The organism is Kordiimonas lipolytica, assembly GCF_042651265.1.
GTDB classification, from domain to species: domain Bacteria; phylum Pseudomonadota; class Alphaproteobacteria; order Sphingomonadales; family Kordiimonadaceae; genus Kordiimonas; species Kordiimonas lipolytica.
Genome location: NZ_JBHSCR010000001.1, coordinates 153,826 through 167,843, shown reverse-complemented (window position 1 = coordinate 167,843; position 14,018 = coordinate 153,826). Strand labels below are relative to the sequence as shown.

Annotated in this window: 14 protein-coding genes; 5 read left to right on the top strand and 9 right to left on the bottom strand. The window is 57.1% G+C overall.

Annotation, left to right across the window (positions count from 1 at the left end; all coding sequences use genetic code 11):
- The first annotated feature begins 82 nt into the window (after positions 1–82).
- Both trhO and ACFO5Q_RS00740 read left to right on the top strand, forming a co-directional pair.
- A complete protein-coding gene (gene trhO, locus ACFO5Q_RS00745) occupies positions 83–1,060 on the top strand; it encodes an oxygen-dependent tRNA uridine(34) hydroxylase TrhO (RefSeq protein ID WP_068150755.1) in 978 nt (325 codons plus the stop codon).
- Positions 1,060–1,719, top strand: coding sequence for a glutathione S-transferase (locus ACFO5Q_RS00740; RefSeq protein ID WP_156432029.1), 660 nt, complete (start codon positions 1,060–1,062; stop codon positions 1,717–1,719). The genes trhO and ACFO5Q_RS00740 overlap by 1 nt, the downstream gene beginning before the upstream one ends.
- Here ACFO5Q_RS00740 and ACFO5Q_RS00735 read toward each other — a convergent pair.
- Positions 1,716–2,144 (bottom strand): BLUF domain-containing protein, encoded by a 429-nt coding sequence (locus tag ACFO5Q_RS00735; protein ID WP_068150752.1) that lies wholly within the window; start codon positions 2,142–2,144, stop codon positions 1,716–1,718. The genes ACFO5Q_RS00740 and ACFO5Q_RS00735 overlap by 4 nt on opposite strands.
- A gap of 158 nt (positions 2,145–2,302) precedes the next feature.
- Between ACFO5Q_RS00735 and ACFO5Q_RS00730 the strand changes: the two genes are divergently transcribed.
- On the top strand, positions 2,303–2,731 hold the full coding sequence (locus ACFO5Q_RS00730; RefSeq protein ID WP_068150750.1) for an OsmC family protein: 429 nt from the start codon (positions 2,303–2,305) through the stop codon (positions 2,729–2,731).
- On the opposite strand, the gene ACFO5Q_RS00725 is transcribed toward ACFO5Q_RS00730, so the two are convergent.
- Together ACFO5Q_RS00725 and ACFO5Q_RS00720 are read right to left on the bottom strand one after the other, a co-directional pair.
- Entirely contained in the window at positions 2,697–3,440 is a 744-nt protein-coding gene (locus tag ACFO5Q_RS00725) for a metallophosphoesterase (RefSeq protein ID WP_068150746.1), read from the bottom strand. The genes ACFO5Q_RS00730 and ACFO5Q_RS00725 overlap by 35 nt on opposite strands.
- Before the next feature lie 30 nt (positions 3,441–3,470).
- Positions 3,471–5,264: an aminopeptidase P family protein gene (locus ACFO5Q_RS00720; protein ID WP_068150744.1), complete on the bottom strand. Its 1,794-nt coding sequence runs from the start codon at positions 5,262–5,264 to the stop codon at positions 3,471–3,473.
- Positions 5,265–5,426: 162 nt separating this feature from the next.
- Between ACFO5Q_RS00720 and ACFO5Q_RS00715 the strand changes: the two genes are divergently transcribed.
- Positions 5,427–7,478, top strand: coding sequence for a S9 family peptidase (locus ACFO5Q_RS00715; RefSeq protein WP_068151148.1), 2,052 nt, complete (start codon positions 5,427–5,429; stop codon positions 7,476–7,478).
- 25 nt (positions 7,479–7,503) lie between these two features.
- Positions 7,504–8,112 carry a GNAT family N-acetyltransferase gene (locus ACFO5Q_RS00710; RefSeq protein ID WP_068150742.1) on the top strand — a complete coding sequence of 203 codons (609 nt, stop codon included), beginning with the start codon at positions 7,504–7,506 and terminating at the stop codon, positions 8,110–8,112.
- Positions 8,113–8,118: 6 nt separating this feature from the next.
- Here ACFO5Q_RS00710 and ACFO5Q_RS00705 read toward each other — a convergent pair whose 3' ends face one another.
- The 6 genes from ACFO5Q_RS00705 to ACFO5Q_RS00680 form a co-directional block, all read right to left on the bottom strand.
- Positions 8,119–8,562 (bottom strand): TIGR01244 family sulfur transferase, encoded by a 444-nt coding sequence (locus tag ACFO5Q_RS00705; RefSeq protein ID WP_068150739.1) that lies wholly within the window; start codon positions 8,560–8,562, stop codon positions 8,119–8,121.
- A 16-nt stretch (positions 8,563–8,578) separates the two neighbouring features.
- Complete coding sequence (locus tag ACFO5Q_RS00700) at positions 8,579–9,217, bottom strand: DNA-3-methyladenine glycosylase family protein (protein ID WP_068150737.1); 639 nt, start codon at positions 9,215–9,217, stop codon at positions 8,579–8,581.
- Positions 9,218–9,478 (bottom strand): hypothetical protein, encoded by a 261-nt coding sequence (locus ACFO5Q_RS00695; protein WP_068150736.1) that lies wholly within the window; start codon positions 9,476–9,478, stop codon positions 9,218–9,220.
- A 147-nt stretch (positions 9,479–9,625) separates the two neighbouring features.
- Entirely contained in the window at positions 9,626–11,380 is a 1,755-nt protein-coding gene (locus ACFO5Q_RS00690) for a serine hydrolase domain-containing protein (protein WP_068150731.1), read from the bottom strand.
- Positions 11,381–11,483: 103 nt separating this feature from the next.
- Positions 11,484–12,275, bottom strand: a complete 792-nt coding sequence (locus ACFO5Q_RS00685; protein ID WP_068150728.1) for a MipA/OmpV family protein — start codon at positions 12,273–12,275, stop codon at positions 11,484–11,486.
- Between the two features lie 232 nt (positions 12,276–12,507).
- Positions 12,508–13,890: an MATE family efflux transporter gene (locus tag ACFO5Q_RS00680; protein WP_068150725.1), complete on the bottom strand. Its 1,383-nt coding sequence runs from the start codon at positions 13,888–13,890 to the stop codon at positions 12,508–12,510.
- Positions 13,891–14,018 lie beyond the last annotated feature (128 nt).

The following is a 14,018-nucleotide window of genomic DNA, read 5'->3' as shown; positions in this document are numbered from 1 at the left end:
TCGTTCCTGATTTTACAGGGGCGGTCAAACTTGCTATAAGGCGCGCAGTTTTGGTCCCGGCTTTACGCGTCGGTCCCCTGAAATGAATGGAACAGACATGTCGAATTATCTTGTGGCTGCGCTTTATAAGTTCGCGGCCTTCCCTGACTTTAAAGATTGGCAGCAGCCAATCACGGATGTGTGCCTTGCGGGCGATGTGAAGGGCACGCTTCTTCTGGCGAACGAGGGCATCAATGGCACCATCGCAGGCCCCGAAGCGGGTGTGCGCAAAGTGCTTGATTTCCTCCACACGATTGCGCCCATCAGCGGCTATACCCACAAGGAAAGCTGGGCGTCGGACGAGCCTTTCCTGCGCATGAAGGTGCGCCTGAAGAAAGAGATTGTGACCCTGGGTGTCGAGGGCGTGGACCCCAACAAGGTTGTGGGCACCTATGTGAAACCCGCTGACTGGAATGCCCTGATCTCAGACCCAGACACCGTGGTGGTGGACACGCGAAATGACTATGAAGTGGCCATCGGCACCTTCAAGGGCGCGGTGGACCCCAAGACCAAATCCTTCCGCGAGTTCCCCAAATGGGCGGAAGAGAACAAGAGTGTTCTGGATAAGCCCAAGCTGGCCATGTTCTGCACCGGCGGCATCCGCTGCGAAAAATCCACGGCTTATATGAAAGAGCAGGGCTACGAGGAGGTCTATCATCTTGAAGGTGGCATCCTGAAGTATCTTGAGGAAGTGCCAGAGGAAGAAAGCCTGTGGGAAGGCGACTGTTTTGTCTTTGATGACCGCGTATCCGTGCGTCACGGCCTTGCGGAAGGGGACTATACCATGTGCCGTGCCTGCCGCCGTCCGGTTTCGCCGGACGCCAAGCTGCTGCCGGAGTATGAGGAAGGCGTGAGCTGCCCGCTGTGTATCGATGAGACGACGCCGGAGCAGAAAGAGCGCTTCAAGGAACGCCAGAAGCAGATTGAGCTGGCGCAAAAACGCGGCGAACGCCATGTGGGCATCACTAAGCCGCCCCGTGACAAAATGGGCGACAAGGCCGAAAGTGCTGAGGCAGATTAGTGCCTGAAGAACGCCCCATTCTCTATAGCTTCCGCCGCTGCCCGTATGCCATGCGGGCGCGGCTCGCGCTTGCGCAAGCCGGCGTAGCCGTAAAGCTTCGGGAAGTGGTGCTACGGGACAAGCCAGCGCACATGCTGGAGATTTCACCCAAGGGCACGGTGCCAGTGCTGCAGTTGCAGGACGGCGCGGTGATCGACGAAAGCCTCGATGTGATGCTATGGGCGCTCACGCAGAATGATCCGGATGGCTGGTTGACGCCCGAACAAGGCACGCTTGAGGGCATGCTCGCGCTGATCCGCGAAAACGACGGCGACTTCAAGCACCATCTGGACCGGTTCAAGTATGCCACCCGGTACGAAGATGTGGACCCGCTTGCGCATCGGCAGGCGGCGGAAAACTTCCTTGAAAAGCTTGAAGCACGCCTCGCCGGTCATGGCTGGCTGTTCGGCAGCCGCGCGAGCCTTGCGGATTATGCCGTCCTGCCTTTTATCCGTCAGTTCTCGGGTGTGGACAGATCCTGGTTTGACGCGGCGCCCTATCCGGCGCTTCGGTCCTGGCTTCGGGCTTTCACCGAAAGCGCCTTTTTCAAGTCAGTGATGAAAAAGCACTCGCAGTGGCAAGTGGGTGACGCGGAAGCCGATTTTCCTGAACAGGCCTAGATGCTGTTGGCGGCGCTCACGTGGCGTGCCATCTCCAGATAGCGCATGAAGGTGATCAGGCTCTGTGCTGACATCCTGCGCGGCCGGAAGCTATTGTCCGTGGCAAATTTCTTCACGATATCCTGCTCGTCCTTGGACGCGTGATAATAGGCCATCGACCAATCAGAGAAGATGCGTTCTGCGGCTGGTTCAAAAAAGACCAGTTCGAAATTATGATGAGCATCGGACCGCATGATGCGGGCCAACGCGCCCGAGAGGGCCATCCGGTCCCCTTCCAGCATCTGGACAAAAACCGTGCCGTCAAACCACAGCGCACCGGTTATATGATGGTCCTTGTTATAGTCCCTGGAGCGCTGGACAATGGTATCCATGTCCTGAGACGCATCGCTCTTCAGTTCGCTGATATATAAAAGATGATACAGCACGGCACCTGGCCTCCACCGTTAACCATGTCTAACTATATGAATTCAGGGATAAAGATAGCGTTAACAGGAATTTGCACCGAACAGCCGTTGCCGCACAGCCCCGGCATGGTTTAAAAGCGGCAGAACCAAATTTTTAAATCCATACCGGGAGCATGATCATGACAGCAAAAAAAGCACGGGTAAAATGGGCAGGTGACATGACGTTCATTGGTGAGTCGCCTTCCGGTCATGCCGTGGTGATGGACTCAGGCTCCGGCGATGGCGGCCTTGACCATGGCATCCGCCCGATGGAGATGCTTCTTCTGGGCATGGGTGGGTGTTCCAGCATCGATGTAATGATGATGCTGAAGAAATCGCGCCAGAAAGTGACCGATTGCTGGGTGGAGCTCGAAAGCGAACGCGCGGCTGAGCCACCCCGTGTCTTTACCAAAATCCACGCACATTTTGTGGTCACGGGCGTTGGTGTGGACCCGCGGGCGGTTGAGCGCGCCATTCAGCTTTCAAAAGACAAATATTGTTCGGCGTCTGTGCAGCTTGGCGCGATGGCCGAGATCACGACCGACTTCGAAGTCCGCGAAGCCGACTGAGGATTGACGGTTTGGCATCTGGCGGGATTGCCAGCGCCTGCTCCACGCTCACCAGCGTCAGCGTGCCGCCATAGACACAGCCCGTATCAATGAAAAGCGCGCTCCCAAGCTTCTTGGGGGCGTCGATCGGCGTGTGGCCATGCACTGTCAGTACCGCTGAGCGGTCACTCTGGGGCTTGCCTTTGCTGAGCACACGGCGGCCCCACAGCATGGCCTGAACCTGATACAGATCGAACACGGTCTCTTCAACAACGCTCCAGTCTTCGCCTGGCCATTCGGCATGGCAGACGCCTATGGTTCGACCGTCCTTAAGTTCCAGCGTGATGGCCAGCGGCATCTGTTGTGCAAGCGTTGTGCAGTCGTCTTTCTGGTCTTCACTCAGTTCCAGGAACCATTCGCCGCCGTTGGCCATCCACATGGCCATGGCACCATCAAACTGGGCATCCAGCAGCATGGTCTCGTGGTTGCCACGGGTGGCATAGAACCAGGGCTTGTGCAGAAGCATCATGCAGTCGTAGGAGCTGGGGCCCCGGTCTACCAGGTCACCAACCGAAATCACCCGGTCTTTCGCCGGGTCAAACTTGACGCGCATCATGGCCTCGACGAACTGGTCGTATTCACCGTGCAGGTCACCCAGCAAAAAGTCCCGTCCGGCCATGTTGGCCGGTAGCCTGATATGGCGCGGGGCTTTCTGGTGGGATGCGTTCATCTGGGATCTCGATCTGTCTATTTCGCCTGTTTATGCTGCGCGTTCAATTGGTGCGGTTGCTTCTTTAAGCCACTCGCGCGTGTCGGCGTCAACCAGGTCTGCGATCTTATCATACACTTGTGTATGGTACCTGTTCAGCCAATCAAGCTCAGTGTCCGACATGATTTTGGTGTCAACAAGGCGGCGATCAATTGGTGCCCAGGTGAGGTTTTCAAACTCATACATCTCGCGCTCGGTGTCTTCTTCAACCCGTTTGACAAGGATGAGGTTTTCAATCCGGATGCCGAAGGCGTTTTCCTTATAATAAGCGGGCTCGTTGGAGAGAATCATACCCGGCTGCAGCGGCACGCTGGTGCCGCCCTTGGCGATGCGTTGCGGACCTTCATGCACGCCCAGGAAGGCGCCAACGCCGTGGCCTGTGCCGTGATCATAATCCAGCCCCGCTTCCCAGATCGGGCGGCGGGCGATGGCGTCCAGGGCCATCCCGCTGGTGCCTTTCGGGAAGCGAGTGGTAGCCAGTGCGATATGGCCTTTGAGCACGCGGGTGAATCGGTCGCGCATCTCGTCGGTCGGGTCCCCAACCGGCACGGTACGGGTGATGTCTGTCGTGCCGTCCAGATACTGGCCGCCACTGTCCACCAGATAAAGCTCGCCATTCTTGAGGGGGCGGTTTGATGCTTCATTCACGCGGTAGTGCGGCAGGGCGCCGTTCGGGCCACTGCCTGAGATGGTATCGAAGCTTTTGTCACGCAGCAGGTCACGCTTCTTGCGGCAGGCCCAAAGCTTGTCGACAGCGATCAACTCATCAATGCCGCCCTTGGGCGCTTCGGTTTCAATCCAGTGCAGGAATTCTGCGATGGCGGCGCCGTCACGGATATGGGCATCACGGCTGCCTTGCTGCTCGGTTGGGTTCTTCACGGCCTTCGGCAGGATGCAAGGGTCCTGGCCTTCGACGATGGTTGCGCCACTGACCTGCAGGGTGTTGAACACCTTGGCGTTATTGGTGTCCCGGTCCGCCAGGATCTTGCGGCCCGCCCCGCCAAGGGCTGCGAGCGCAGTATAGAAGGTGTTGCGGGGTTCAATCTGAACCTGATTGCCCAGGTGCACCCGAAGCTCATCGGTGACTTTTTCGGGCGCGATATAAAGATTGGCGCTGCCGTCTGCATGCAGGATGCCCCAGGCATGGGTAACGGGCGTGTTGGAAACGTCTGTACCGCGAATGTTGAAAGCCCATGCAATGCTGTCCAGCATGGTGATGACGGCTGCGTCCGCGCCTTCCTCGCGCAGTTTCTCGCCGATCTCGGCGCGCTTTTCCTCGGCTGACTTGCCGGCATGCTCTGCCGTATGCACAAGGGCGGGCGCCAGCGGTTCAGCAGGGCGGTCTTCCCAGATGGCATCGATCGGGTTGGTGCTTACCGCTTCCAGCTTCAGGCCTTTTTTCTTCAGCGCAGCCTCGGCCTGTTCGACCCAGGCGATGGTCGTCAGTTCAGGGTCATAGCCTATCACGCCATGCTCTGGTGCATTGTCGGCAACCCACTTCAGCAGGGGATAGTTTTCAAACAGATGATGCTCATAAAGCGCCGGGTCCAACTCTGCCGCTGCCTGTATGGTGTAGCGACCGTCAATGAACAGGCTGGCTTTATCCTGCAGCACCGCCGCATTGCCGGCAGAGCCTGTGAAATTGGTCAGCCACGGAAGCCGCTGGGCATAGGTGCCAACATATTCGCTCATATGCTCATCCGTCAGCGGCACGATAAAGCCGTCAAGGCCGCGCTCCTTCAGCTCAGCTCTAAGGGCGGTCAAACGGGCAGCATGGTCGGACATGGGCGGCTTCTCCTATAGTTTCAACTGAAAACAAGCTGCGCTTTACATGGCAGGGCGGGGGGCATTTTGCAAGGAAAGTCGCACCTTTTGCCGTGGGCCTTTACAGCGGGATTTGGGCAGCCTACCTATTGGAAAACTCATATGACAGTCAGGACAAAAACCATGTTGAAAGCACCCGCGTCACCGAAGCCGCCAATGGCAGCCCGGAAGCCTTATGAGGCAAGCCATCACGGCATCACGTTTGAGGACCCTTATTTCTGGCTCAAGGACCCGGGATATCCTGAGGTGACGGACAAGGATATTCTCGGATATCTCAAGCAGGAAAATGATTATTTCGAAACCATAATGAAAGATCATGCGGGCCTGACGGACACCCTGTTCGAAGAAATCAAGGGCCGCATCAAGGAAGATGACGAAAGCGTGCCGTGGGCGGATGGCTCTTATGAATATCGCTGGGCCTTTGCCAAGGGCGCCGAGTACCGGGCCTGGTATCGCCGGGAGAAAGGCGCGACCGAATGGGATGTGCTGCTGGACGAAAATGTGGAAGCCGAAGGGCATGAGTTTTTCAAGCTGGGCGGCATGGCCGTCAGTCCGTGCGGGCGATATCTGGCTTTCTCAACCGATACCAACGGGTCGGAGCGTTTCACGGCGCGCGTGCGGGATCTTGTGACTGGTGAGATGCTGGCAGTCGAGATTGTTGAAGCTTCGGGGGAAATTGTCTGGGCGGCAGACAGTAGCGGCTTTTACTATGTGAAGGTCTCGAAGGAATGGCGGCCTTATCTGGTGAATTTCCACGCGCTGGGTGGCGAAGACAGCAAGGTCTATGAGGAGAGCGACACCAGCTTTTTCGTTCATATCCGCCGCACCAGCTCAAAATCGCATCTGGTGATCAGAAGCGCTGACCATGTTACGGCTGAGAACCTTGTTGTACGGCTAGATGATCCATCTGCAGCACCAGCGCTGGTTCGTGCTCGGGAAGCGGGCCATGACTATACGGTCGATCATGACGGGGCGGGGCATTTCTATATCCGCTCAAATGGTGAACAGAAGAATTTCAGCATCTATAAGGCGCCTGTGGATGCCCCGGCGGACTGGTCACTTCTGCTTGAGGGCAGCGCATCACTGTATCTTACCGGCATGCAGGCGTTCGACGGTTTCCTGGCGGTGGAGGAAAAACAGGACGGGCTGGACCAGATCCGCCTAGTGTTCACAGACGGCAATAGCTGCCATATCGGCATGCCGGAACCGGTCTATGAAGTGGGTCTCGGGACAAATGCGGAATTTGGCCAGAAACATGTGCGGCTGGTGTACTCGAGCCTCGTGACACCGCCCAGCGTGTTCGACTATGACTTGAGTAGCGGTACATTGACGCTCAAGAAAGAACAGGAAATCCCATCTGGTTACGACAAATCGCAGTATGCGTCCGAGCGTTTGATGGTGACAGTGCGAGACGGCGTCGAAGTGCCGGTCAGCCTTGTGTATAAGAAAGACTGGAAAAAGGGCGCGCCGCTGCATCTGTATGGCTACGGCGCTTACGGCCTTGGCATGAGCCCAGGCTTCTCCGCCACACGCCTCAGCCTCCTCGATCGCGGCTTTGCCTATGCCATCGCGCATATCCGCGGCGGGGACGAGTTGGGCTATGGCTGGTACGAAGATGGCAAATTGGAGAAGCGCACCAACACCTTCAATGACTTTGTCGATGTGGCCCGATACCTGGAAAATGAAGGGTACGCCTCGAAGGGCGGTATCAGCATCTCGGGCGGTAGCGCCGGTGGTGAGCTGATGGGTGCGGTGGTGAACCAGGCGCCAGATTTGTTTAAGGGCGTCGTGCTGCATGTGCCGTTTGTGGATGTGCTCAACACCATGCTGGACGCTGACCTGCCGCTGACGCCGATCGAATGGCCTGAATGGGGTAACCCGATCAAGGACAAGACAGCGTTTGAGACGATCCAAGGCTATTGCCCTTACACAAACATCGAGGCGAAAGATTATCCGCCCATGCTGGTAACCGGCGGGCTGAATGACCCGCGCGTAACCTATTGGGAACCGGCCAAATGGACAGCCAAGCTGCGAGCCACGAAAACCGACGACAACCTGCTGATGATGAAAATCAACATGGGGGCGGGGCACGGCGGCAAATCCGGCCGGTTTGAACGCTACCGCGAAGTTGCAGAGGAATATACATTCCTTTTGATGGCGTTTGATCTTATTTAACCGAACGATTGGTTGGGAATTATTTATGGCACAGGATGGCACCTATGAACGGGAAGCTTTGGTCCTTGATCCGGCACCGGTTGAGACCGAGAGATTGCGATTGAGGCCATTTGAGGAAGGGGATGCACACGCATTTTGGCTGATGCTGTCGAACCCCAATGTAATGCGTTTCATCCCCCGCCCGACAGGGACTGATGAGGCTGAGGAGAAGCAGGCTTACCTGAAAGGCCTCAGAGAGGGGCGTTTCAAATTCTTCTATGCGGTGAACTGGAAAACCCTTGAGGACAGCGAGGACGATACGGCCCTTGGCTGGGTGTTGATGCGCCCGACGCCTGATGGTCGGTTTGTCGAAGTAGGCTATTGGTTCCGGGAGGAATATTGGGGCAAGGGGCTGGCAACGGAAGCTGGAAAGGCCGCGATCGAGGCAGCTCGGAAAACAATGAAATTCCCGAACGAAGACCTGTTCGCCTATGTTCTCAGGGGAAATGATGCCAGTCGCAATGTGCTGAAGAAGTTAGGGCTTGAGCACCGGCAGGACGCAGTGATTGATGGCGACGAAGTGTGGGAGCTATATGGTCCCGACGCCGAGATTTACGAAGAAACGGTACGTTTCATTCACAAGCAACCTTCATAGCCAACGTCAGCCATGATGCAGCTGCTTGAGGTGTTCAAGCGTGGGCGCCATGCCTGAAACGTCATAGCCGGCTTTGGCGGCATGATCGAGGATATCCTTTGTATCCATCGCACCGGTCAGCGCCTGCGCAAGCGACCATAGCGTGCAGGACCGGGTGCCGGATCGGCAGAAAGCCAACACAGGGCCGTCGGCGTCCTTGAGCGCCATCGACATCATTTCGATCGATTCAAAGGTCAGCTGGCCTCCAACCACCGGAATGCTGGCCCACTTCAGGCCTTTCTCAGCCGCATAAGCCGCCAGGTCGGCGTTTGCGGGTTGGCTGCGCTCCTCGCCGTCTGGGCGGTTGTTGATGATCAGCGTAAATCCTGCGTCCGCCGCTGCATCAATATCCGCTTTGCTAATTTGCGGGGAGACAGAAACCGTATCCGTCACTTTCTTAAAATCGCTCATGTCTGTCTCCTGATACTTATTCACCAATGGCAGGGGCGTTAGAATAGTAATGCCATGCCAGAAGCGCAATGGCGCTTCGGTGTGGCTTCCAGCGTTCACCAATTACTTCGGCTTCTTTTTCCGTCGGGCGCTCTGCATGACCGATAATCCGGCCCGCGGCCACACGCACTGCAAGGTCACCAACTGGCCAGATGTCAGGCCGCCCAAGCGAGAACATCAGGTACATATGTGCGCTCCAGACCCCAAGGCCCTTCACTGCCGTGATGGCCTTGATGGCGCCTTCATCCGACATGTGTGGAAGTGCGTCCACATCCAGCGTGCCGTCACGCACCGTGTCAACCAATGACCGCGCATAGGATATTTTCTGCCGTGACAGGCCTGCGGACCGGAGGTCTTCGTCTGATACCTTGTCGTAGCTGTCCGGATTTGAGGGGTCTCCCACCAATGCTTCAACCCGGCCGCGGATTGTGGCGGCTGCCTTGACGGAAAGCTGTTGGCCCACAATTACCTGCATGAAGGTCTGGAAGCCCTGTGTGCCGCGACGTTCTGCCGGATAGCCGACAAGCTTTACTGCCGCTGCTACATGAGGGCAGTCCTTGGCTACCAGATCAAGTCGGCGCCTGATCTCGTTCTCTGTCAAAATAAAATCGGTCATCTATCCCACAAAATGCTCGAGCATGGCGCGCAGCACCTGCTTGTCTTCTTTCAAGTCTGATTGGATAGCACGGGCTTCCGCTTCGGCCAATTCCTTGACGACAATGATGACCGAAAGTGTCCCATCCTTGTGGGCTACGGTACTTACCCGTGACGGCTGGCTTTGGCTGGTGGAAAAGTGGGACAGCACGTTGCTGAGCGCGTGCGGCTGCCGCCATGTGAGGACATCAAATCTATTAGCTATTTCAAATGGCGCAGTCATGGTGCGCGACTCCCGTAAACGAATTGTGGTTGGACCAAATGACAAGGACCCGGCTTCCTTTGGAAACCGGGCGGATCATTCGCCACATTCGTTTATACGCACCTGTTTGTGTCATGAGCGGGACCCTATAGTGACCAGACGGAGAAATCAATAGGCTGTGAAGGTGCCTGCGATTCCCCAGATAATGGTGGTCAGAAAGAGGCCAATCGCGGCCAATGACATCAGCCCCAGGTGTGGCCCGGCGAACAGCAGCGCGACCCCCCGTTCGGGCATATTCTGTTGCCGGATGAATGTCATGGACAGCATCGGCAGCGCAAGAAGCAGCATTAGCCCGATGTTGAGGCCTGTGCGCCACAGCGTAATCAGCCACGGCATTTGCAACTGATAAAGTACCGTTGGCCACCAGTACCAGTCGGCATAGACGCCGAACCCGACCAGTGTTGCGCCCGCGAGGCAGAACCAGCCAAAGCGCCGCCACTGCACGGAGGTTTTGCTGCGGATATGCAGCGCGCCTGTAAGGAGGATAACAATCATCAGCGGGATATATTTTCCAGCAATGGTGCGGAAGTATCCCAGCACGCCCACCCGCACATAGGCCATGTCGCCAATATAGGCATATCCGCCGGCGCGGTAGGGGCTGAAGATCAGAGGCTGTTCAGCAAGGCTGCCCCGATAGGCATAAGGGGCTTCCCTTTGATAGCGCCGAGACAAAGGCGGTCCCACAACAAAGTCCGCATGCGGTGGCCACACGATCTGCGCTGTCAAGGTTTCGCTGTCAATCAAGTGGGCCGTCAGCCTGCAGGTGGCCGATCCTTCAACCCGGTCTTTCACCCAGGCGGAGACATTGGCACATTGGTAGCGCCCGCCCAGCGTTTCCGGCTCGAGCAATTTATCCGCAGCTGCAATTGCCTCCTGTCGGGACCACGTTGGGGGTATGTTGGCAGTCGCGTTCGAGAGCGCCCGTTCGCGAAACAGTTTGCCAGCGCAACTTTGGCTTTGGACGCTTGGAAAAGGTGTGGCCGACGGATGGATGTAGGCAACGCCGGACGCAGGGAAGGCCACAACTGAAACACCCGGTCTGCAGAGCCCAAGTTGGACCCATTCATGTGACCCAGACCGGTATCGCCGTGACCCTGCCAAAGCCCCAAACCCAAGCGGATGCATCTGCCAGAGGGGTCTCGTGGTGAGAAGCCCATAGCTTTCCGATGTTAGGAACGGTGCGCCTGAGGCATCCTCATTGGCAAGCAGCAACCGGGCCATTGCAGCAACAGCATCGCCCCGTAAAACCGCGTCGGACAATGGTGTGGCGGGCATATCAGGGTATCTGGTTTCCACTGGAATTAAAGCCTCTTCCGGCAGGCCAAGCGGCGTTAGAAGTTCCTGGGCAAGCAGCTCGACAACAGGCTGGTCCGTACGCTTTTCAAGGAACGCCTGTAGCAGCCGCCAGCCGATGGGATCGTGTAGTGAAATCTGCCCTGCTCCCCGCGACGTGATCAGATAATAGCGGAGCGGTGCGTCGTTAATGTCCGCGATCGGTCTTGCAAAACCGGCGGTTTCTGCCATGAGGTGTTTTGGCGTGATCGCCACTTCGAACGGGTTGAAGTCGATCAGGCTAGGCAGGGCCTTTGCGACCGGCTCATCCAGGCTTATGACGCCCTCATCCGCCAGCCGAAGGGCCACGAGTGCGAGCATAAATTTGGCAGCGTCTCCCAGCGGATAATAGGTATTGGCAGTTTCATCAGTCATGCCGTGTACATCATGCCCGTTGATATAGAAGGCCTCCGGTGCAACGTCCTTTATGCGCGGCAGGACATCCTCGGGCCGGAGCACAACGGCCTGACCAAAGGCTGGGGCCGCCGCTAGCATCAGGCACAGCCACAGAATGATTTGGGAGAAGCGCATAAACCCCCACGTTGATCGCTGGTTACTATGGTTCAGGCGATATAAGCACGAGATGAGTTCGATTGCCACCTGAGCATTAGAAAGGAATGGAAATGATGGTTCATCAGAACTGCATCATCAGGCCCACGCCGGCGATGACCTGCAAGGGTGATCCTGTACCGTTTGTCACCAGCGGGCTATCGGCAGCGTCACCAAGAAGATGGCCAACAGAGACGAGGCTCATCAGCCGGGCTTTGTCTGTCAGACGATAAGCGCCGATAATATTTGCGGATACATCCGATACTCCGGCGGAGGCCCGGAAGGGATCATAGCCAGCACGGGAAGCGTCAGCCTGTTCTTGGGTGATGCCATAATTGGTCTGCATGCCTTTTTGGGACAAATACTGCAGCCGAACAGCCAGGCTCGCGCCAAAATTGCCGTTCTGGTAAATGCCGTGAGCTGCGGTCAGGCGCGCAAGGGTGCCCTGGCCTTCGCTGATGCCACGCCGAACGTCTGTTTCAACGAGCAGGCCCTCATGTTTGAAGCGAGCAAATATGCCGACATCCAGGGTGGTGCCAATGTTCCCAAGGCCGGTAAGGGCCTTATTGGCGCTTTCCTTCCTGCCGAAATGCAAATTGACGAGTGGGCCGATCTCCAGCCCGTCTGTCTTGAAGGCGGTGTAGGTGAGTTTGCTGCCGTTCAGGCGCCAAAGCTCTTTGTAGCGGATGTCGAGGATTGGCAGGGCGCGGAAACGGTAGTTGTCGGACCCGACATAGTCTGGAATCCAGCCCATTCCGATACCGATGCGGGCGTTCATGTTTTCGCTGTCCAGGTCGCCGGGCCAGATGAGGTCAATGCCTTCCTGCACCGCTTCAATTGCATTGTTGAAACGGTCGGCCAGGCTAAGGCCCTGCATCGCGTATCCTGATGAAGTATGACAAAAAACTGCCGTCAGCAAACTTGCCGACAGTATCGTCTTCCTTTTCCGGCCTTTGTACCACCGTGACATAGTCCGTCTATCCTCCGCCAGGTTCTCCCTACTTGGTGCTGAAACCGTGCCTGACCCTTATTAGGAATCCATAAAAGGGTAAAAGTATGGCAAACAAAAGCTGAAATTTTTTTAGGTTATGTTTGCCATATCCGGCCAGTCACAAACGCGTGCGCGCCAGAAAACGGAAACGGGCCATTTGCAAAATCCAGCTTGTGACGACGCCCATGCACATGCCTTCCATCAGCCCTGCCCATCCGTGGCCGACGGGGAAGGCCATGATATAGCAGGCAGGCAGCATCACGACGATGAAGGCGAAACCCTGCAGATAGGTGGGCCACCAGGTCTCCCGGTAGCCGCGCAGGATCATGGAAGCCACCATCTGGCTGGCATCGAAAATCATGGCAATGCAGTAGATCACCACCGGTGGCACCAGAAGCGCGATGATGCGCTGGTCATCGGTGAAGATATCCAGAAGCGGCTCGATAAAGAAAAAGATGCCAACTGCGAAAGCGCCGGTGAGCAAGAAGTTCAGCAGCACCCCGGAAAGCCCTGCCAGCGCTGTGTCGGCCTTGTCCCCGCGCGAGAAGGCGATGCCGACCCGCACACTGGCGGCCACCCCGATACCGATGGACATCATCAGCGGCACACCCACCACCTGGAACACAACCCCGTGGGCGGCCAGTGGCACGGTACCAAGCCAGCCGGCAAAGATCGCCAGCGCGCCAAACGCCAGGACTTCAGCCGCCAATGACACCGCAGAGGCATAGCCCATGTGGCGCTGGTCTCGCCACTCGTGCCATTTCTGGCCGTGAGGTTTCCTCAGGCCATAGCCGCGCACGCTGGGCGCCAGCCAGACATAACCAAACGCCGCGAAGGCCATGAACCAGCGCACGCCGGTTGACGCCCAGGCCGAGCCCGCAGCCCCCAGTTCCGGGAAACCGGCCTGTCCGAAGATCAGCACATAGTTGAGCGCCACATTCACAAGGTTGGCGCCGATCATAACATAAAAGCCCACTTCTGCCCGCTTGATGCCTTCCAGGAACATGGTGCAGCAGACAAACAGCATATGGGCCGGAAGCCCAAGCGCCAGAATCTGGATCAGCTTGCCGCCTTCAAGTGCCTTGACTTCTGGCTGCCCGAGGAGCGTCAGCCAATATTCTGCGGGCCAGACAGCCAGCATCAGGCCGATACCAACAGCAATGGTGAAAGGCACATTCCTGCGCCATACGCGGCCCGCTTCGCGCTTGTCGTCCGCGCCGATGGCATTGGCCGTATAGACCGTGATGCCGCCCAGAAGCCCAAGTCCCACCACAAGCGCAAACATGATGACAGACTGGTTGGCAAGGTTCAGCCAGGCCAGGTGCTCAGTGGCATAGTGGCCGACCATGGCGGTGTCCACCATCGCCAGGCCAAAGATACCGATGCGCATGGCAACAGCAGGCAAGGCAAGCCGCGCCAGTTCGCTGAAGTGACGCTTCAGGCGTTCGCGCAGCCACCGGGGGTCAAGCCCTGGGCTATTTGTGGTGTCAACTTCAGACATATCTGGTCGCTGTACGTTATTGTTTGGGTCGCCTGAACGCCCTTGTTGTGCTACTGCTATGCTGGTTTTGCGCGGCTGGCAAGCAAATGAAAGCGCAGAACTGACAAAAAAGAAATGAATATCTCAGG

Excerpts from the sequence above, each read along its gene's own strand:
- trhO (WP_068150755.1), top strand. The coding sequence starts at position 83 with ATGAATGGAACAGACATGTCGAATTATCTTGTGGCTGCGCTTTATAAG.
- ACFO5Q_RS00730 (WP_068150750.1), top strand. The coding sequence starts at position 2,303 with ATGACAGCAAAAAAAGCACGGGTAAAATGGGCAGGTGACATGACGTTC.
- ACFO5Q_RS00725 (WP_068150746.1), bottom strand. The coding sequence starts at position 3,440 with ATGAACGCATCCCACCAGAAAGCCCCGCGCCATATCAGGCTACCGGCC.
- ACFO5Q_RS00720 (WP_068150744.1), bottom strand. The coding sequence starts at position 5,264 with ATGTCCGACCATGCTGCCCGTTTGACCGCCCTTAGAGCTGAGCTGAAG.
- ACFO5Q_RS00715 (WP_068151148.1), top strand. The coding sequence starts at position 5,427 with ATGTTGAAAGCACCCGCGTCACCGAAGCCGCCAATGGCAGCCCGGAAG.
- ACFO5Q_RS00710 (WP_068150742.1), top strand. The coding sequence starts at position 7,504 with ATGGCACAGGATGGCACCTATGAACGGGAAGCTTTGGTCCTTGATCCG.
- ACFO5Q_RS00705 (WP_068150739.1), bottom strand. The coding sequence starts at position 8,562 with ATGAGCGATTTTAAGAAAGTGACGGATACGGTTTCTGTCTCCCCGCAA.
- ACFO5Q_RS00700 (WP_068150737.1), bottom strand. The coding sequence starts at position 9,217 with ATGACCGATTTTATTTTGACAGAGAACGAGATCAGGCGCCGACTTGAT.
- ACFO5Q_RS00695 (WP_068150736.1), bottom strand. The coding sequence starts at position 9,478 with ATGACTGCGCCATTTGAAATAGCTAATAGATTTGATGTCCTCACATGG.
- ACFO5Q_RS00690 (WP_068150731.1), bottom strand. The coding sequence starts at position 11,380 with ATGCGCTTCTCCCAAATCATTCTGTGGCTGTGCCTGATGCTAGCGGCG.
- ACFO5Q_RS00685 (WP_068150728.1), bottom strand. The coding sequence starts at position 12,275 with ATGCAGGGCCTTAGCCTGGCCGACCGTTTCAACAATGCAATTGAAGCG.
- ACFO5Q_RS00680 (WP_068150725.1), bottom strand. The coding sequence starts at position 13,890 with ATGTCTGAAGTTGACACCACAAATAGCCCAGGGCTTGACCCCCGGTGG.